Below are 18,804 nucleotides of genomic sequence, written 5' to 3'. Positions count from 1 at the left end.
GATGGCGTACGTCACGCCTCTGCCCGCCGGGGCGGTGCTGTTTTTGCTGTGTAACTTATTCTGCTAACACCCAGACGCTGACGCTGCCGCCATTGCAGGCAAAGACCGCAGTGCCGTGCTCGTCGGCGGTAATCGTCTCTTCACGGTTACCCAGATGATCGCGCCAGACCTTACCGGCAAAGCCATCACCCATCGGCACGCTTTTCTCACCCGCATCGCCATTTGACATGATGACGACACAGCCCGGCTGGGTTTCGGTGCCGCTGCGGCTGAACGCCACACAGTTCGGATGATCAAAATAGTCGGTCTGGACACCCCAGCCATACTGCTGACGGGCACGAATTAACCCTTCCAGCTCCGGGATCACCGGCATTTCGATTTTGTGCTTCTCGCCGTCGCCGCCTTCATCCTCATAAGTCGCACCGAACAGATCCGGATAAAAGATAGTCGGCACGCCCTGTTCGCGCAGCAGAATCAGTGCATAAGCCAGCGGTTTAAACCAGGCTTCAACCGGCGCTTCCAGCGACTGCAACGGCTGGGTATCGTGGTTGGCCACAATGGTCACTGCATGCCATGGATCGGCCACCACCAGCGAGTTAGCAAAAATCTGGCTCATGTCGTAGGCGCTGCCAGCGGTAGAAGCCTGATGGAAGTTCATGTGGAGGGGGGCATCAAACAGCATGGTTTTGCCTTCCACCTGATGCACATACTCCTGCAGTTTCTCCGTTTCAAATGACCAGTATTCCGCCACAATAAACATCGGCTCCTGGGCGGCTTCCTGAATATGGTCGATCCACTCTTTATAGAACCAGGCGGGGATATGTTTTACCGCATCCAGGCGGAAGCCGGTGCAGGGCACCTGTTCCATCACCCAGCGCGCCCAGTATTTCAGCTCTTCCCTGACCGCGTTATTACGAAAATCGATGTTGGCACCCATCAGATAATCGAAGTTACCCAGCTCATTATCGACCTGATCGTTCCAGCCTTCGGCGGTGTAGTCATTGATGACTTTAAAGACGCCGTTTTCGTCCGGATTTTCGATGTGGTCTACGCCGCTGAAGCATTTGTGATCCCAGATGAATTTCGAATACTTTCCTTCACGCGCCGGAAAGGTGAATTTGGTCCAGGCCTCACACTCTACGACCTCGTCATAGATTTCATCACGGTTGTCCGGATTGACGCGGTTGACGCTGATCGCCTCTTTCTCATCGGCGCCCATTTTGTGGTTCAGCACAACGTCCAGCAGCACCCCAACGTTATGGCTGCGCAGCGCCTCTGTTGCCGCCAGTAACTGCTGTTTATCACCATATTTGGTAGCAACGCCGCCTTTTTGATCGAATTCACCCAGGTCAAAAAGGTCATAGGTGTCGTAACCGACAGAATAGCCTCCTGAATCCCCTTTGTAGCTCGGAGGGAGCCACGCCATCGTAATGCCAATTTCACTGAGCCAGGCTGCACGTTCGGCAACTTCAGGCCACAGTTTGCTGCCATCCGGGTAATACCAATGGAAAAACTGTAATAACGTCGGGTTTTGCATTTACCACACTCCAGGGGATGATGAAAAGTAAGTATGGAGTAAGCGGCAGAAAAGAGACGCCGCGCAGAAAAATAATTCTGGCGGCGTGAGGAGCAGACTTTCAGGAGAGGGTTTCGCGCGGCACCATGACGACACCGCCTTGCTTACCATAGGCAGAGAGCACCGATTTCTGGCGGCTGCTCTGATTCACTAACGAGGCCAGCTCATCCATCCGCGCCTGCAGCAGGCGTTTCACTTCACTTTCATTATCGAGGATGCGGCGCAGCACCGGGCGTAACAGCGCCTGCGTCTGAGAAGAGGGTGACATCGCCTCTGTCGAGTGCGCTAAATTCTGCACCGCGCTGACATACTCCGTCTCCCTGTTGATCAATTCATCCCATTCGCCCTGTGCCGCATGATGCAGCATCCCCTGGCTGAGATCGAGTAACTGTTGGTAAACGGTAAGCAGATGCGGTGCAGTTGTCATTAAACGGCGTCCTGAACAGGGTTAGGTTGAACCACTTCTTTCCACGCGTCAGCGATGTTGCGCAGGAGGCCTTCGACCTCCTCGATTGCGGCCACATCATTATGCAGGTTGGCCTCTAAGAGGCGACGCGTCATATAGTTGTAAAGATCCAGCAGGTTATCTGCCAGCTCATCACCACGGTTTTCAGCCAGACCCTCTTTCAGGCCTGCTTCGATAATATTGATGGCTTTGGAGATCGATTTGCCTTTGCCTTCAATATTGCCATCCTGCATAAACAGGCGTGCGCGGATTAACGCGCTCAGTGCGCCGTCGAACAGCATGACCACCAGCTGCTGCTGGCTGGCACTCATGACGGCACTTTCGACGCCAATTTTTGCATAGGCTTTGGTGCCTGTAGCGGTGTACATGGTCACTCCTATGATTTATTAGAAGAACTTGACGTATCGAACTGCTGCGTCAGATAGGTGCTGGTCGAGTTAAGTTTACTGATTGCCATATCCAGCTGAGTAAACTGCGTCTTATAACGGGCGATGTCTGCATCTATACGATCGCTGGTGGTGTTATAAAGCGCGGTTAAATTATTCAGGGTCTTACTCACACCGTCGGTGGCAGCCTGAACAATTCCTTTTGAAGACAGCCATTCGGTCAGTTTGGTGTCCATTTTTGCGGTAATGCCGGTTTTGCCGTCACCCACAATCATCTCTTTCACGCCCGGCGCATCTTTATTCAGGGCGGCACTGAGCTTGGTCGAGTCCAGCTTCAGTGAGCCGGTCGTCGGATCGGTAGTCACGCCAATCTGGCCCAGTGATTTATATTCAGAGGAGCTCTGCGCATTGGTCAGCAGGCTTTTCAGCTGGGTCTGAATGGTCCGGAGCGTGCTGTCACCGAGCAGCGCACCGTTGCTGCTGTCCTGCGAATCGGTATTAGTATCGACCTTGGTGTACTTGGTCAGCGTATTAAACTGATCCAGCAGGGTATTATAAGCATCCACCCAGGTGCTGATGGCGGTAGACGCTTTTGAGGTATCTTTGGTGATCGTCAGCGTCTGATCGCCCACCGTCTGCGCCGTCAGATTCAGCGTAATGCCTTCCAGCGCGTCGCTGATCTGGTTGCTGCTGTTTTCAATGGCGATGTTGTTCACGGTCAGTTTTGCATTCTGTGCCGCCACGCTCTGCGTCATCGGATTGCTGCTGGCGGTGGCGTCAAAGCCGACGATCCCCTGCAGGGTGCTGTCGCCAGTAACGGCAACAGAAGCTACCGCATTATCGCTGCCGGTCTTGTTGGCACTCATGGAAAGGCGGAAGCTGCCATCGGAGACTTTGATAATCGTGGCGGTCACGCCAGCGTTAGCGCCGTTAATCGCATCGCGCATGCCGGTCAGCGACGTCTGGTCGTTAGTAAGCGTGACGCTTTTGCTGGTGCCATCTTTCAGGGTAATCGCAATGCTGCGACTGGCCACGGAGCTGTCGCCCAGCGCAGCAGTGTTGCTGCTCTGCACTGCCGAGGTCAGAACCTGCGCCTGTGCCAGCTGCGTCACGTTAATCGAATATTTACCGGCTACGGTGCTGCCAGACGTCGTGGCGCTGAACGCGCTTGAGCTGCTGGTCGCGGTCGTGGCGGTAAAAAGGTCGGCGCTGTTCAGCTTGCTGTTTGCGGTCTGAAACGTGGTCAGTGCGCTTTTCAGCGTGGAGTAAGCGCTGAGCTTGGCGGTGTAAGCCGACTGCTGCGTTGAGATAGGTTTCAGCGCTGCTTTTTCAGCGGTCTGCAAACTGTCCAGCATCGTACTGAGCGGCAGGCCGGAGCCAACACCGAGATTGCTAATACTAGCCATGTTTAATCCTTTATAAGGTCGACAGGGAAATTGATACCGGAGTTATCGGCCTTGATGAAGGAAAGTTTAAGGCTATTTGCCTTAGGGTAATGAGTTAAATAAGCACTATAGAGAAGGGCAATTCAGCGGCTAGAAAATTGATGAATTAAGTCTAAAGAAGTCGGAACTGGTGGCGATAACTTCCAACGTGACAGGCAGAAGCAGAAAAGTTCGCCTGGTACTAAAAAAATTCTAAAGGTTGTTTGACGGCAGACGATAACAACCTTGACGGCGCTGAAGCCGGCGGGTTGAAGCCCACACCTTAACCGAAAGACTTGATTAACAGGAAAATTTATCATGGCCCAAGTCATTAATACCAACAGCCTCTCGCTGATCACTCAGAACAACATCAACAAGAACCAGTCAGCTCTGTCTACCTCTATGGAGCGTCTGTCTTCTGGTTTACGTATCAACAGCGCGAAAGATGACGCTGCTGGTCAGGCGATTGCCAACCGTTTCACCTCTAACATCAAGGGCCTGACTCAGGCTGCGCGTAACGCTAACGACGGTATCTCTGCTGCGCAGACGACTGAAGGCGCACTGTCAGAAATCAACAACAACTTACAGCGTATTCGTGAGCTGACTGTACAGGCTTCAAGCGGTACTAACTCTGATTCTGACAAATCTTCAATCCAGGACGAAATCAAATCACGTCTGGACGAGATTGACCGCGTATCCGGTCAGACTCAGTTCAACGGCGTGAACGTGCTGGCTAAAGACGGCAAAATGAACATCCAGGTTGGCGCTAACGATGGCGAAACCATCACTATCGACCTGAAGAAAATCGACTCCAAGACCCTGGGTCTGGACAGCTTCAACGTTAACGGTCCTTCAAGCACCCCATCAGGTGCAGTTGCAGCTGACTTCAAGGCGGCATATGGTTCAACCACCAACGTAACAGGCGCAACAGTTTCTGAATCAACTGCTAATTCACTCTCTACCCGTCTGGGTGTGGCTGCCTCTGGTGTTGCTGTAGATACTACTCAGGTTTACAAAGATGATAGTGGCAAAATGTTTGCTAAAGTCACTGTTACTTCAGCAAGTGCTGCTGAAACCAACAACCTGAAAGCAAACGGCTTTGACATCGCCAGCGGCGCGTCTAAAGACTTCTTCGTAGCGGTTGACCCGCAGTCAGCAGATACTTCTGCTTCTGGCACTGATGGCAAAGCTGTATTCAAACTGGATACCGCCAACATGAGCCTGTCAAGCCTGACCACGGGTGCTTCATCAAGCCCACTGGCTAAACTGGACGAAGCAATTGCGAGCGTGGACAAGTTCCGTTCTTCACTGGGTGCGATTCAGAACCGTCTGAACTCAGCCGTGACTAACCTGAGCAACACTACGACTAACCTGTCAGCTGCACAGTCTCGTATCCAGGATGCTGACTACGCAACTGAAGTATCAAACATGTCTAAAGCGCAGATCGTACAGCAGGCGGGTAACTCCGTGCTGGCGAAAGCTAACCAGGTTCCACAGCAGGTTCTGTCTCTGCTGCAGGGCTAATCGACTCCTCCGGGAATCAATGAAAAAAACCCCGCTCTGGCGGGGTTTTTTTTTGCCTGTAAAAAATGAGTCCGCAGCCGTTAAGCCAGATTGGGCCCTGTTTGCTGTTTTACTTCTCCGATTGAACGCGTATCTGGAGATTATGCTAAAGCAAAATGTGTACTGCTCTGAGTCGGTCATGGCCAGGAGGAGTCAGTGAGAGAGAGTAAAATGCATCAACATGAGCTTGTCAGCGTTATCATTACCGCACGCACGCCCACCTGGTTCACCCAGGCACTGGACAGCGTGCTGAGCCAGGATTACCCGCACATTGAAATCATTGTGGCGGATACCAGCGACAGCCCGTTCATTCATAAAAAACTGCAGGACTACCTTCCACAACACGGTCATTTTCTCCGCTATGAGAAGGTCGATGAGAAAACCGTGGCGGTTTATGAAGCAGCCGTGCGGGTGGCGAAGGGCAAATATATTAAGTTTCTGTCAGACGCCGATCTGCTTAAACCTGCCTGCGTTTCCACGCTGGTTTCCGGTCTGAATGCCTTTCCTCAGTGCCGCGTGGCGGTTTCCAGCCGTGAACGCGCAGGCCCACAGGGGGAGACGCTGCCCGCGCTTATCTCGACCGCACCCTTAATCAGCGAAAACAGCATTATTCATGGTCAGGATCTGCTGCGTAATCAGACACAGAAAGCGTACAGCCTGCCGGGCGAGTTAACCGCCGCGCTGTTTCACCGCGACGATCTGACGCAGAGCCTGATTGAAGAATCGTTGCTCACCACGGGTGAGTCCGCGTTGCAGGCGATCCCGGCGCTGGTCATCTTTCACCGTCTGCTCAGGCATACGCATCTTCTCTGGTTTGCCGCACCGCTTTGCAGCGTGCGCGCTTCTGACGTCGGACGTCAGCCTCATCAATGTGAAGGTGATGAGATCTTCAGAATCGGGCGTGACGTTTTATACGAGAAGATTCGTCAGGAGAGCGGATCGGACGATGCTGAACCTGCACTTCATCTGGCGCGGGTGGCTCAGGTTGAACAGCCTGACGCCTTTATCATTAAAAATCTCTCTGAAGAACAGCAGAAGAATTTTACGTTAGCGATCCTGGCGTCGTGGCGGAACTCGCGTACCCTGAATCCTTTACAGCAAGACATGTTAGAGGATATTGCCGCGGCAAACGCGCATCCCATCAGCGTTGCCTTTTTCATTACCGTCACCGAAGAAACCGTTGCGGGCCTTGAACCGCTGTTAAGGTTCATCAGCCAGATAGCGATACCTGGCGTCGGGTTTGAGCCGGTCCTGATTACGATCGGTGTCTCCCCGGACACGCGGACTGAATGCCATGCCGCCACACAGCAAAGCCGGATCGCTGTCATCAATCAATGCATCCAGGCGCGTCAGGATGACTGGGTCATGTTTCTGGATGCCAGTTGCACCTTACATGCGTCCGGATTGATTGCTTTAAGCACCATGCTGCTCGTTCAGAACGCCTTTTTAGCGATCTACGCGGATGAATTCTTCTATATCGACGGGGCGCCGATAGGGGCCGCTTTCCGGCCAGATTTCAATCTCGACTTATTACTGAGTTCGCCTAAAACCATGGCGCAGCATTGGCTGTTCCGCCGGGAGTTACTCTTAGCAGCAGAGGGTCTGGATGCCCGCTATCCCTCATCCGCTGAGTTTGATCTTATTGTTAAGCTGATCGAATCGCAGGGGTTTGAAGGAATCGGCCACCTGGCGGAGCCGTTGTTAACCGGTTATCTGGAAAGCAGAGATATTCTCGAAGATGTGTCGATCATCGAGCGACATCTGCAGAACCGCGGCTACCCCGAGGGGAGAGCGGCACTGGATAAATTCTTTAATTACCGCTTGCGCTATAACCATCCCGACAAGCCGGTTGTGTCGATTGTGATTCTGGCAAACTGGCATCTTGCCTCGTTGATTAGCAGCGTCACCACGCTGCTGGAAAAAACCACCTGGCACAATTATGAACTGATTCTGGTCGCTGATAATCAGCGCACGCCTGAGCGGGATCAATGGTTATCGGACATCGCTCGCGTGGATCCTGCACGGATCAAAACCGTGAGCTATGACGGTGTCTTCAGTCACGGCCCGATGGCAAATCTGGCTGCTGAGCAGGCCATCGGTGAATATCTTGTTTTTATGCATTGTGAAATGGCCATCACGGATGGTGAGTGGCTGGATAATCTGCTTAATCATGGACTGCGGCCTGAAGTCTTTGCTGTTGGCGCTAAGCACCTCTCGTCTGAGAACAAAATCAGGCATGCAGGCTATATCCTGGGCGTCAATGGTGCTGTCGGTGAAGTTTTCCGTGGAAATGACGATCGTGACGCGAATTATCTGGGACGGATGAATGTGGATCAGAACTACAGCGCCGTATCCGGCGATCTGGTACTGATGCGCAAAGCCGTATTTGATGAGCTGGGCGGGTTCGATCGCGAGCAGCGTTTATATGGCGATGTGGACCTCTGTCTGAGAGCACGTGAACAAGGGTATCTGACGGTCTGGACACCCTATGCCCGGGTGCATCGGCCTGCCGCACGCACCAGCCCGTTCCCGGATGAAACGGCGCAGGCCTCCAGTAAGCTGAAACAGCTGGAAGAGGACAAAATCTATTCCCGATGGATGCCGGTTGTTGCCCGGGACCCTGCCTATAACGCCAATCTTTCGCTGAGAAGTCGTCACTTTGAATTAAGAAATGATGAGGTCAATGGGCTGCCGGTTAAAGCAGAAAATCTGCCAACCTTCCTGGCACACAATGCGGATATATACGGCTGCGGCCACTACCGCATTACGCAACCGCTTCAGGCGATGGTCGCTGACGGGGTGGCGCAGGGTAAAAGCGGCATGACACTGCTGACATTAAGTGAAATGGGTCAATTCCGGCCCGATAGCCTGATTATTCAGCGTCGCTATTCACCGGCTTTCCATAACTGGATGGAGCGGGTCAGTAAACTGCACCACGTATTTAAAGTGTTCGAACTGGACGATTACATTATTAATTTGCCAATGAAGCATTATGGTCGTCAGGCTTATAAGCAGGAAACGGCAAAATTAATCCGTAAAAGCCTGAGCTATTTTGACCGTTTCGTGGTTTCTACCGCGCCGCTGGCGGACGCAATGAGCAGTATGCATCCTGACATCGTGGTGATTAAAAACCGTCTTCCTGTTGATGCCTGGGGAACGCTTCAGTCTCTGCGCAACCAGGGACAGAAACCCCGTGTAGGCTGGGCGGGCGGGATAAGCCATCGAGGCGATCTTGAAATGATTTTTGATATCGTGCGCGAATTTTCAAATCAGGTTGAATGGGTCTTTATGGGCATGTGTCCGGATAAACTCCGGCCCTACGTGCATGAAATACATACGGGTGTGGATCTGAGTCTGTACCCCGCAGCACTTGCGTCGCTGAATCTTGATCTGGCGCTGGCGCCGGTTGAAGAGAATAGCTTCAATGCCTGCAAAAGTAATCTGCGACTGCTGGAGTATGGTGCCTGCGGCGTGCCGGTAATCTGCAGTAATGTGGCCTGTTACCAGCAGGATGATCTGCCGGTTACGCGCGTGAATAACCGTTTTATAGAGTGGCGCGACGCTATCCGGATGCATCTTGCCGACCCGGCAGCCAGTGCAGGAATGGGGATGAAATTACAGGCCAGCATACGACGTAACTGGATGCTGACAGGCGAGAACCTGCGTGAATGGGCAAAAGCCTGGCAGCCCTGATTGATTCTGAATACCTGAGGCTCTCTGGATTGATGGCAGAGAGCCTGAAACACCCCATACGAAGTTTTCAAAAGTGTTATCAACGCCCCAGCAGGAGTCGTGATGTCTGATTTGAAGCATCCTTATTATATTGTGTCGCCCGATTACCGGGAATCTTCCGGTGGAATTCAGGCGTTACACAAGCTCTGCCATCAGATCAACCTGCACGGGGGCAGCGCATGGATGGTTGACTGCACAGTGGTTAATCCGGCCTGGAATACGCCCAGACTGGATGCAAAAACCTATGAGCAGCATAAAGAAGCTGAGCTCATTCCGGTTGCGGTCTACCCTGAAATTTACTCCGGCAATCTGCTCAATGCTGACGTCTGCGTGCGCTACATGCTGAATCATGAAGCCCTGCTTAACGGAAACCGTCTGGATGAAACAGAAGAGGACCTCTTTTTCTGGTACAGCTCGCAGCTGATCATAAAAGAACCTGAAGTCGATTTTTTAACGATGGTCGGGCCTGACCTGGAAATGTTTTCAGATGATGGCAGAGTTAAAACGACCCGGTTGCTTTATCTCAACAGAGTGCCTGAAGAGAAAGTCGATTTCACCCGTCTGCCTGAAGACATCCTTGTTATCTCGGTTAAAAAGCCTCGCCCGCTTGCTGAACTGGCTGAGATTTTAAAATCGGCGCAGGTGATGTATACCTTTGAGTGGTCCGGGACCTGTAATCTCGCCGCACTTTGCGGCACACCGGTCGTGTCGATGGTGGCTGAAGGTTATGAGAAGCTTGCCATTTCTGAGGCTTCGATTCGTGACATGGGGGGCGCAGGCGTCTGCTTCAGCGACGATGAAGCAGAACTGAACCGCACACGTGCCGGGCTGTATAAAGTCCGCGAGCACATGAATCAGTTTGAAGCGAACTTCTCCCGGCAGTTAATGCACTTTTTCACTGTCACGCAACTGGCCGCGCAGAGAAAGTGTGACGAGAAGTATGTCTCTGCGGCAGCCTGGCTGGCCTCATACTCCGCCTGTTATCCCTCACGCTCAAAAGCGGAACCCGGTTTATCCGTCAGAGTCGTGATGCTGGGGGAGAACGCTTCACCGGCTGCGGCCAGAACGCAATCATCGCTCAGTATGCTGAAGCTGAAGGTAGACAGTTATTCTGAATCTGTGACAGTCGCTCAACAGCAACGTTTCAGCCACTGGTTAACCAGCCTGCTGGCTGATGATGAGCATGAGTGGGTGCTTTTCCTGCACGCCGGCGACAGCCTTTTTCCGGATATTTTCTCTGGCCTCTCGCACTTTAATGAAGAAATCAGTCAGTCACTGGCCTTTTACACTGACCGGGCGTTTCTGAATGCACAGAACAGTCTGACGTCGCTGTTTTTGCCTGATTTCGATCTGGATTATTTTCTGGCGATGCCCGATCATTTTGCCCGAGGCACTTTCTTCCGACGGGAATTGTGCCTTGAGATTGTCAGATCACGCGATATCCCGGCCCAGGCCGTTGAAACCGCGTTTTTATTACAACTTGCCAGTGCTGGCCTGACACAGGACATCCGGCATATTCCGCTGCCGCTGCTTGAAGTCGTGACGCCTGCCAGTCAGGAAAGTGTGACGATGCCTTTGCTGGCAGAGCATCTCGCTGCACGAGGCTACCCGGACGCGTGGGTGAATCGTTCCGGTGACATGCTTTTCTCCATCGACTATCCCAGCCAAAAAAACGATAAACTGACGGTTATTATTGTCGTCGAGGATGAAATCGACCGCGTGAAGCGTCTGCTATCAACTTTCGTCGACAGCGTCAGTGATGTGGACTATGAGATCATTTTCGTCGACAACTTCTCAGGCGATCAGCGTGTCAGAGAATGGCTCTCTGCACTGTCTGAGTTGAACAGCGATATCTTCAGAGTGTTTCTGGTTGATGAAAAAATCAGCGCTGTCAGTGCGCTGAATTATGCACTCTCAGTCGCACGCGGCACATTTGCACTCTGCCTTTCCTGTGGGGTCTATTTTAATAACAAAACCTGGCTTCAGGCGCTGCTGAATCATTGTGGCCGCCCTGATATCCTCGCCTGCGCACCACGTTTACTGAATGAAAATAACCGTCTCTGTTCCTCTGCACTCATAAATGGGCATATCCGGCGACATTATGGTCAGGCTGACGCAGCGCAGTCCGCAGAGGGCGGAGTTACACCGGAGCAGGTCGTTCCGCAGCAATCTCTGCTATTGAGTAGTGAATGCATAATGATACGCACCGCTTCCTTCCATCAGGCTGGCGGGCTTCGTGAAGAATTTACCACTGTCCATGCGGCGATCAGCGATCTGCTGCTCCGGGCGGCAGAAAAAGCGTCTGTGAATCTGTTTGTGCCGATGTCACAGGTCTGTTGCGACAAACTGATGTCAGAGACGGAACTCAGCCTGGATGCGCCAGCTTTTACGGAAAAATGGATTGGGCGTTTAGCGCATGATCCTGGCGACAATCCCAATCTTTCCTGGAACGGCACCGCGTTCGTCAGAGAGAACTGCTGTTTGCGGATAGCGGCGCGGTCAGGCATGGCGCTCAGCGCCCTGTTTATATTCGACCCCGCTGATTTTGTCGGGGCGCATCGGGTGAAAGCGTATGCCCAATCGGTGACGCAGGCGGGAGCAGACAGCGTCGCCGCGGCCAGTCACTCTGTTTCCCTGAGTGAGGTTTACCGGATGAAGCCGGCGTCACTCGTACTTAACGATGTCATGGCGCATCGGCATTCATCACTGTTCAGCAATAAACACCTTCTTCCGGATACGCGATTTGTTGTCGAAGTGACCCGGGCGTCCATGCGTCCGGGTCATCAGCCGTTCGCTTGTGACAGAATCCTGCAGGAGGCCGATTGCTTACTTTTCAGAAACGCCGCCATACTGAAATTATTCCACCATCACAACAGCCTGCTGCAGGCCGACAGACTCGATGCAGCATGGCAGGGGCTGGCTAACGCCGCCCGACAGATTACGGAGAACGGCGGTCAACCCCGGGTCGGCATTGTGCTGACGGATCTGCGGCAGGAAGACTGGCGGCACATTGACACGCTTATCCGGGAAATGAGTGAACAGGTCAGCTGGATTATTTATGGTGCCTGTCCTGACGCATGGAAACCCTATATTCACGAGTATCACCGGAAAGTGCCGCAGAACAGGCTTCCGCAGAAGTTTCAGGCGCTGAATCTCACGCTGGCGCTCGCCCCGCTTGCCGATTGCTGGCAGAACCAGGCGGAAGGGCATCAGGTGATTGCACAACTGGGAGCCTGTGGTTATCCGGTTCTTGCCAGCGATCACGATGCCTATAAAGCGATCAGGCATGTTCAGCGACTCAATAATAAGACGTCGCAGTGGCGATTTATGATTAATAAAATGGTCAATGATCCCCTTGCATCCCGGACGCTGGGTGACAGTCTTTATCAGGAAGTTAACGCTGACTGGATCTATCCGCAGGGTGAACTGCCTGTATGGCTGGCGGCTGACGAGTCGTAACCTCTGGAGGAGGGGGCGCCCGGCGTCTTCCTCCTCTGCCTGTATTTCCGGGTCCGGCAGCATTCAGGTCGTCCCCCCATCCCGTTACAGTTCCCCCCGGGCCTGCCGATAACTCTTCACAGAACAACATCATTTTGATTTCAACTTTGTGGATTGTCTATGCGCTTCAATTATGACCTTTTGCCGGGCGAGAGGCTGACCTTCGAGGAGATCGCCCGACGCTATGCTCTGCAATACCCGGATGACAAAGAACTGACGGCGCGCGCCTTATTAAGTCCCTCAACCGGTCTGCGTACACTGAAGATTCGTGCGGTCTTCGCTCAGGAAGAGAGCAACAGCCCGTTAGAGGATCTGCTGTTTATCTCCAGTGACAACGAGCGAAAAAATTACCTGCGTCGCTTTGAGCACTACCTGAAACAGCATCTCTCGTTTCTCTATTTTCGTCGTAGCGAAAACGAGAAGCGCGAAAACCTGTGGAAGGTGATGGGCAACAGCCAGGTCTTTGCGATGATCGACCCGCAATCGGCCACGGCCCAGAACCTGCTGAGCAGCCGCGGCTATAAGCTGGTGCTGATGCATCAGGATGATGACGAGGCTTACTGGCAGCTCTTTAATCCGCAGGCGAATCCCTGTTTCCCGCAGTCACGGCGCATTCAGTTCATCGTGGTGCTGAGTACACCGCATCTCAAAGTGCCCGCGTCCGTCATGCCGGGAACAGAGGTCGGGCGCCGTGTCAGGGCCCGGGTGTTGCAGCGCGCCAGCCAGGCTGAATTCAGTGCCGGTGTCAAAGCGCGCTACGGTGCCTGCGTCATGACCGGTACTGAACTGACCGAACGGCATAACTGGCCGTGGGTTGAGGCCTGCCATATCGACACGCGAGAGGGCGAGGATGGTCTGCTGGCCGACAACAGCATCGACAACGGCCTGTTTTTGCGCAGCGATTTGCAGCGGCTGTTTATTAACCGATTGATTAGCATTGATGGTGAGTCGGGCGAGATCCAGGTGCACCCGGGTGAGGAGGCGAGGCAGCATATCGCGCCCTGGTATCAGGAGCTGAATGGACGTGTCTGCAGCCTGTGGGCAGCCGTGCCGCCCGCCACGCGGCAACGGCTGCGTGCCCGTCGTTAATTCCGGCTGATGAGTGCAGAAGGATTTGCGCTCTGATGCAACAAAAATGAAATAGCCTTGTTTTACCCCGCCTATTCATCCAATCGAAAGCGCTACAGAATTGGATAATCATGCCGATAACTTCATTAACGCAGGGTAGTCAACGTGAACGATTTCTATACCGCCGAAGGCGTGATGGACAAACATTCGCTCTGGCAGCGCTACGTGCCGCTGGTTCGCCATGAAGCGTTGCGTCTGCAGGTTCGCCTGCCAGCCAGCGTTGAGCTTGACGACCTGCTGCAGGCCGGGGGGATAGGGCTGTTAAACGCCGTGGAGCGCTACGATGCGCTACAGGGCACAGCGTTTACCACCTATGCCGTGCAGCGCATTCGTGGCGCAATGCTCGACGAGCTTCGCAGTCGGGACTGGGCCCCACGCAGCGTTCGTCGTAACGCGCGTGAAGTGGCCGGAGCAATGCATAAAGTGGAGCAGGCGCTGGGGCGTTCTGCTTCCGAGCAGGAAGTGGCGCAGCAGCTGAATGTCTCCATAGAGGAGTACCGGCAAATCCTGCTGGACACCAACAACAGTCAACTCTTCTCCTACGACGAGTATCGGGAAGAGCACGGCGACAGCGCGGAACTGGTGACGGAAGGCCATGAAGAGGCTAATCCGCTTCATCAGCTACTGGAAGGGAGTCTGCGTGAGCGCGTCATTGAAGCGATCGAAGCGTTACCCGATCGCGAAAAGATGGTGCTGACACTGTACTACCAGGAAGAACTGAATCTGAAAGAGATTGGCGCGGTACTTGATGTGGGTGAATCCCGTGTCAGCCAGCTGCACAGTCAGGCGATAAAACGCCTGCGGGCCCGACTTACGGGAGCGCGCTAGCAGTATCAGTTCCTGGCGATTCAAATTATAAGAAACCGGGGACTCAGTAATGGGAGCCAAGACCAAGGCCAGACCGTTAAGTCGTTATCTTAAAGACTATAAACACAGCCAGAGCAATTGTTCACACTGTGGCAAGGTATTAGATCGAATGGCGCTCGTTTTTCGTGGCCAGATCATCAATAAAGAGGCCATCGCCAGAATGGACCAGATGATTGATGAACAGCTGTGGCTGAAACTTCAGCCCGAGCTGACCGCGCTTTGTCGTTTTTGTAGTGATATTTTTTGCAATACTCATCCTAATTATTTCGACATCATGTCATTCAAACAGTATCTGTTTGAGCAGACAGAGATGAGCCCAAGCACGATTCGCGAATATGTGGTGCGTCTGCGTCGGCTGGACGAGATGCTGAAAGCCAAGAATTTCCCGGCCGACAGGCTTCAGGGAAATAGCTGGCATCAGTGTCTGGAAAGTGATCTGCCCGATGCCGGTAATAACAATTATCGCATCGCGTTGCGCAAGTACGATCAGTTCTTAGGCTGGCAGCAGGGTTAACCTGATCTGCTTCGATTGCTCCCCCTTGTGCCTGCGGTACATTGCCTGTTGCCTGCGCGTCGGGTACCGGGAAGGGGGAGCACGGCGCTTCTTTCGTTTTATCATGCTATTACTCTTCGTCCTTTTCCCCCTCCGCTGTCAACGGAATCAGGGTGATCCTTTCTGCATCTTCTGCAACACTGTATAGATTATTCCCGTGCCCGAACGGAGGCCGCTTTGTCTTTACACCTGTTGCACCAGTTTCCTCGTCTTGAACTGCTTGGCGCACCGACGCCGCTGGAACATCTGCCACGGCTGTCCGATTATCTCGGGCGCGATATTTTTATCAAACGCGATGACTTCACCCCGGTGGCAATGGGCGGCAACAAGCTACGAAAACTGGAGTTCCTGGCGGCAGATGCGCTGCGTGAGGGCGCTGATGTGCTGCTGACGGCAGGTGCCATTCAGTCTAACCATGTGCGCCAGACGGCTGCTGTTGCGGCCCGGCTGGGTCTGAAGTGCGTTGCGCTGCTGGAAAACCCGATTGGTACTGACGCTGAAAATTACCTCAGCAACGGCAACCGTCTGTTGCTGGATCTGATGGACGCTGAAGTGAGCATGGTGGAGGCGTTGCACAATCCGGCGGAGCAGTTAGCTGAAGAGGCCACCCGGCTGGAAGCGCAGGGTTTCCGGCCCTATATTGTGCCGGTTGGCGGCTCAAATGCGCTGGGTGCGCTGGGCTATGTCGGGTGTGCCCAGGAGATTGCCCATCAGAGCGAAGGTGTGGTCGATTTCGCCGCTGTCGTCGTCGCCTCGGGCAGTGCCGGGACCCATGCCGGGCTGGCCGTCGGTCTGGAGCATCTGCTGCCCCAGAGCGAACTGGTTGGCATTACTGTTTCCCGTCAGGTTGCGCAGCAGCAGCCGCTGGTTGAGCGGTTACGTGACGCCCTGGCGGAGACGCTGGAAGTCCGGGCCACGGCACCCGTTACGCTGTGGGATGACTACTTTGCGCCACGCTATGGCGAGCCGAATGAGGAAGGGATGGCGGCAGTGAAGCTACTGGCGCGTCTGGAAGGGATCATGCTGGACCCGGTCTATACCGGCAAGGCCATGGCCGGATTGCTGGATGGCATCAGCCAGAATCGTTTCCGTCGTGAAGGTCCGTTACTGTTTATTCATACGGGTGGCGCACCGGCGTTATTTGCTTATCATCCTTCGATCTGAGACAAGTCAATAAAACAGTTTATACTCCGTGCGTTATCATTCTGGACTGGCAGCGACTCGCGGTGCTGCCCTTATAAAAAAACACACACACAATACTGTCAAAAATGGGGTGAATATGTCCTTTTCTCGTACAGGTCGTCAGATGTTGATGGGCGTCATGGCTGTGGCGCTGATTGCGGGCGTTAACGTTAAAACCTTTGCAGCAGAAAACCTGCTGAACAAAATCAAAGAGCGCGGCACGCTGCTGGTGGGTCTGGAAGGCACCTATCCGCCGTTCAGCTTCCAGGATGAAAAGGGCAAGCTGACCGGCTTTGAAGTGGAGTTTGCCGAGCAGCTGGCGCAGCACATGGGCGTTAAAGCGAGCCTGAAACCGACCAAATGGGATGGCATGCTGGCGTCACTCGATGCAAAACGCATCGATGTGGTGATCAACCAGGTCACCATCTCTGATGAGCGTAAGAAGAAGTATGACTTCTCCACGCCGTATACCGTTTCCGGTATCCAGGCGCTGACCATGAAAGCCAATGCCAACACCATTACCAAACCGGCCGACCTGGCGGGTAAAAAAGTGGGTGTGGGTCTGGGCACCAACTATGAGCAGTGGCTGCGTGAGAATGTGAAAGGTGTGGACATCCGTACCTATGATGATGACCCGACCAAATATCAGGATCTGCGTTCTGGTCGTGTGAATGCCATTCTGGTTGATCGTCTGGCCGCGCTGGATCTGGTGAAGAAGACCGGCAATACCATGGCCGTGGCCGGCGACGCCTTCTCGCGTCAGGAGTCGGGCGTGGCGATCCGCAAGGGCAACGAAGACCTGCTGAAAGCGGTCGATCAGGCCATTGCTGAAATGCAGAAAGATGGCTCGCTGAGCAAGCTGTCGCAGAAATGGTTTGGCGCGGACGTGACAAAATAATGCAGGAAAGCCTTCAACTGGTGCTGGATTCAGCACCTTTTTTATTCAAAGGCGCGCTGTTTACGCTGCAGCTCAGCATCGGCGGCATGTTCTTTGGGCTGCTGCTGGGCTTTATTCTGGCTCTGATGCGCCTGTCGCGCATCTGGCCGGTGCGCTGGCTGGCGCGTATCTACGTCTCGATCTTCCGTGGCACACCGCTGATCGCTCAGCTCTTTATGATCTACTACGGCCTGCCGCAGTTTGGCATTGAGCTGGATCCCATCCCCTCAGCGATGATCGGTCTTTCCCTGAATACTGCCGCCTATGCGTCAGAGTCTCTGCGTGGCGCGATTTCATCGATTGAGCGCGGGCAGTGGGAAGCGGCGGCCAGTATCGGCATGACGCGCTGGCAGACGCTGCGTCGGGTTATTCTGCCGCAGGCCGCACGTACCGCACTGCCACCGCTCGGCAACAGCTTTATCAGTCTGGTGAAGGACACCTCGCTGGCCGCTACCATTCAGGTGCCGGAGCTGTTCCGTCAGGCGCAGCTGATCACCTCGCGTACGCTGGAAGTCTTTACCATGTATCTGGCGGCCTCTCTGATCTACTGGGTGATGGCGACGGTGTTATCTGCTCTGCAGAACCGGCTGGAGCAGCATGTTAATCGTCAGGATTCGGAGTCGAAATGAGCGCTATCGAAGTCAGAAAGCTGGTGAAATCTTTTAATGGCCAGAGAGTGCTGCACGATATCGACCTCGATGTGGCTGCAGGTGAAGTGGTCGCGATAATCGGTCCCAGCGGCTCTGGTAAGACGACGCTGCTGCGCAGCATTAACCTGCTGGAAGTGCCGGATAGCGGCACCATCCGGGTCGGTGATATCACTATTGATGCGGCGCTGGCTGAGAGTAAGCAGAAAGAGCAGGTACGTCGTCTGCGTCAGCAGGTCGGGTTTGTCTTCCAGAACTTTAATCTGTTTCCGCACCGTTCGGTGATCGATAACATCATTGAGGGGCCGGTGATTGTTAAAGGCGAAGCGAAAGCGGAGGCAGCAGCCCGCGCCCGTACACTACTGGAAAAAGTGGGACTGCAGGGCAAAGAGGCGAGTTTTCCCCGTCGTCTCTCTGGCGGGCAGCAGCAGCGCGTGGCCATCGCCCGGGCGCTGGCGATGCGGCCGGAAGTCATCCTGTTTGATGAACCCACTTCGGCGCTGGATCCGGAGCTGGTTGGCGAGGTGCTTAACACCATTCGCGCGCTGGCGGAAGAGAAACGCACGATGGTCATTGTCACGCATGAGATGAGCTTTGCCCGCGATGTGGCCGACCGCGCCATCTTCATGGATCAGGGACGGATTGTGGAGCAGGGCGACGCGAAGGCGCTGTTCAGCAACCCCCGCCAGCCACGAACCCGTCAGTTCCTCGACAAATTCCTGAATCAGTAATCACACTGCCTTCTCCGGAAGGCAGTTTTTTATCTGCCCGCCTGAACGTCCCTCACGTCATTTATACCGCTCTCACTGCTGCGCTATCATAATTATTTATTTACGTGTTAAACG

General features: G+C 53.9%; 14 protein-coding genes. 10 read left to right on the top strand and 4 right to left on the bottom strand.

Going from position 1 to position 18,804, the window contains the following annotated elements; all coding sequences use genetic code 11:
* Positions 1-55 precede the first annotated feature (55 nt).
* The 4 genes from amyA to fliD form a co-directional block, all read right to left on the bottom strand.
* On the bottom strand, positions 56-1,537 hold the full coding sequence (gene amyA, locus ACLHDD_RS08040) for an alpha-amylase (protein ID WP_427103682.1): 1,482 nt from the start codon (positions 1,535-1,537) through the stop codon (positions 56-58).
* Positions 1,538-1,637: 100 nt separating this feature from the next.
* Positions 1,638-2,003, bottom strand: coding sequence for a flagella biosynthesis regulatory protein FliT (gene fliT, locus ACLHDD_RS08035; protein WP_427103681.1), 366 nt, complete (start codon positions 2,001-2,003; stop codon positions 1,638-1,640).
* Entirely contained in the window at positions 2,003-2,410 is a 408-nt protein-coding gene (gene fliS / locus ACLHDD_RS08030; protein ID WP_427103680.1) for a flagellar export chaperone FliS, read from the bottom strand. The genes fliT and fliS overlap by 1 nt, the downstream gene beginning before the upstream one ends.
* Positions 2,411-2,418: 8 nt before the next feature.
* Entirely contained in the window at positions 2,419-3,834 is a 1,416-nt protein-coding gene (gene fliD, locus ACLHDD_RS08025) for a flagellar filament capping protein FliD (protein ID WP_427103679.1), read from the bottom strand.
* Positions 3,835-4,170: 336 nt separating this feature from the next.
* Here fliD and ACLHDD_RS08020 point away from each other — a divergent pair, with 336 nt between their 5' ends.
* The 10 genes from ACLHDD_RS08020 to tcyN all read left to right on the top strand — a co-directional run bounded on the left by ACLHDD_RS08020 (position 4,171) and on the right by tcyN (position 18,690).
* Positions 4,171-5,376 carry a FliC/FljB family flagellin gene (locus ACLHDD_RS08020; protein ID WP_427103678.1) on the top strand — a complete coding sequence of 402 codons (1,206 nt, stop codon included), beginning with the start codon at positions 4,171-4,173 and terminating at the stop codon, positions 5,374-5,376.
* A 195-nt stretch (positions 5,377-5,571) separates the two neighbouring features.
* Positions 5,572-9,108: a glycosyltransferase gene (locus ACLHDD_RS08015; RefSeq protein WP_427103677.1), complete on the top strand. Its 3,537-nt coding sequence runs from the start codon at positions 5,572-5,574 to the stop codon at positions 9,106-9,108.
* A gap of 102 nt (positions 9,109-9,210) precedes the next feature.
* The gene (locus ACLHDD_RS08010; RefSeq protein ID WP_427103676.1) at positions 9,211-12,606 is read left to right on the top strand and encodes a glycosyltransferase family 2 protein; all 3,396 of its coding nucleotides are present in this window, start codon (positions 9,211-9,213) and stop codon (positions 12,604-12,606) included.
* Positions 12,607-12,765: 159 nt separating this feature from the next.
* Positions 12,766-13,734 carry an HNH endonuclease signature motif containing protein gene (locus ACLHDD_RS08005; RefSeq protein WP_427103675.1) on the top strand — a complete coding sequence of 323 codons (969 nt, stop codon included), beginning with the start codon at positions 12,766-12,768 and terminating at the stop codon, positions 13,732-13,734.
* 144 nt (positions 13,735-13,878) lie between these two features.
* Positions 13,879-14,601: an RNA polymerase sigma factor FliA gene (locus ACLHDD_RS08000; protein ID WP_427103674.1), complete on the top strand. Its 723-nt coding sequence runs from the start codon at positions 13,879-13,881 to the stop codon at positions 14,599-14,601.
* Positions 14,602-14,650: 49 nt separating this feature from the next.
* On the top strand, positions 14,651-15,154 hold the full coding sequence (gene fliZ, locus ACLHDD_RS07995; protein WP_111139956.1) for a flagella biosynthesis regulatory protein FliZ: 504 nt from the start codon (positions 14,651-14,653) through the stop codon (positions 15,152-15,154).
* A 216-nt stretch (positions 15,155-15,370) separates the two neighbouring features.
* Entirely contained in the window at positions 15,371-16,357 is a 987-nt protein-coding gene (locus ACLHDD_RS07990; RefSeq protein ID WP_427103673.1) for a D-cysteine desulfhydrase, read from the top strand.
* A 115-nt stretch (positions 16,358-16,472) separates the two neighbouring features.
* A complete protein-coding gene (gene tcyJ, locus ACLHDD_RS07985; protein WP_427103672.1) occupies positions 16,473-17,273 on the top strand; it encodes a cystine ABC transporter substrate-binding protein in 801 nt (266 codons plus the stop codon).
* Positions 17,273-17,941 (top strand): cystine ABC transporter permease, encoded by a 669-nt coding sequence (tcyL, locus tag ACLHDD_RS07980; RefSeq protein WP_313656230.1) that lies wholly within the window; start codon positions 17,273-17,275, stop codon positions 17,939-17,941. The genes tcyJ and tcyL overlap by 1 nt, the downstream gene beginning before the upstream one ends.
* A complete protein-coding gene (gene tcyN, locus ACLHDD_RS07975) occupies positions 17,938-18,690 on the top strand; it encodes an L-cystine ABC transporter ATP-binding protein TcyN (RefSeq protein ID WP_313656232.1) in 753 nt (250 codons plus the stop codon). The genes tcyL and tcyN overlap by 4 nt, the downstream gene beginning before the upstream one ends.
* Positions 18,691-18,804: the final 114 nt, after the last annotated feature.

Origin of the sequence: Pantoea sp. NSTU24, assembly GCF_050157905.1 — a bacterium.
Lineage (GTDB): Bacteria > Pseudomonadota > Gammaproteobacteria > Enterobacterales > Enterobacteriaceae > Pantoea.
This window is presented reverse-complemented; position numbering and strand designations above follow the sequence as displayed.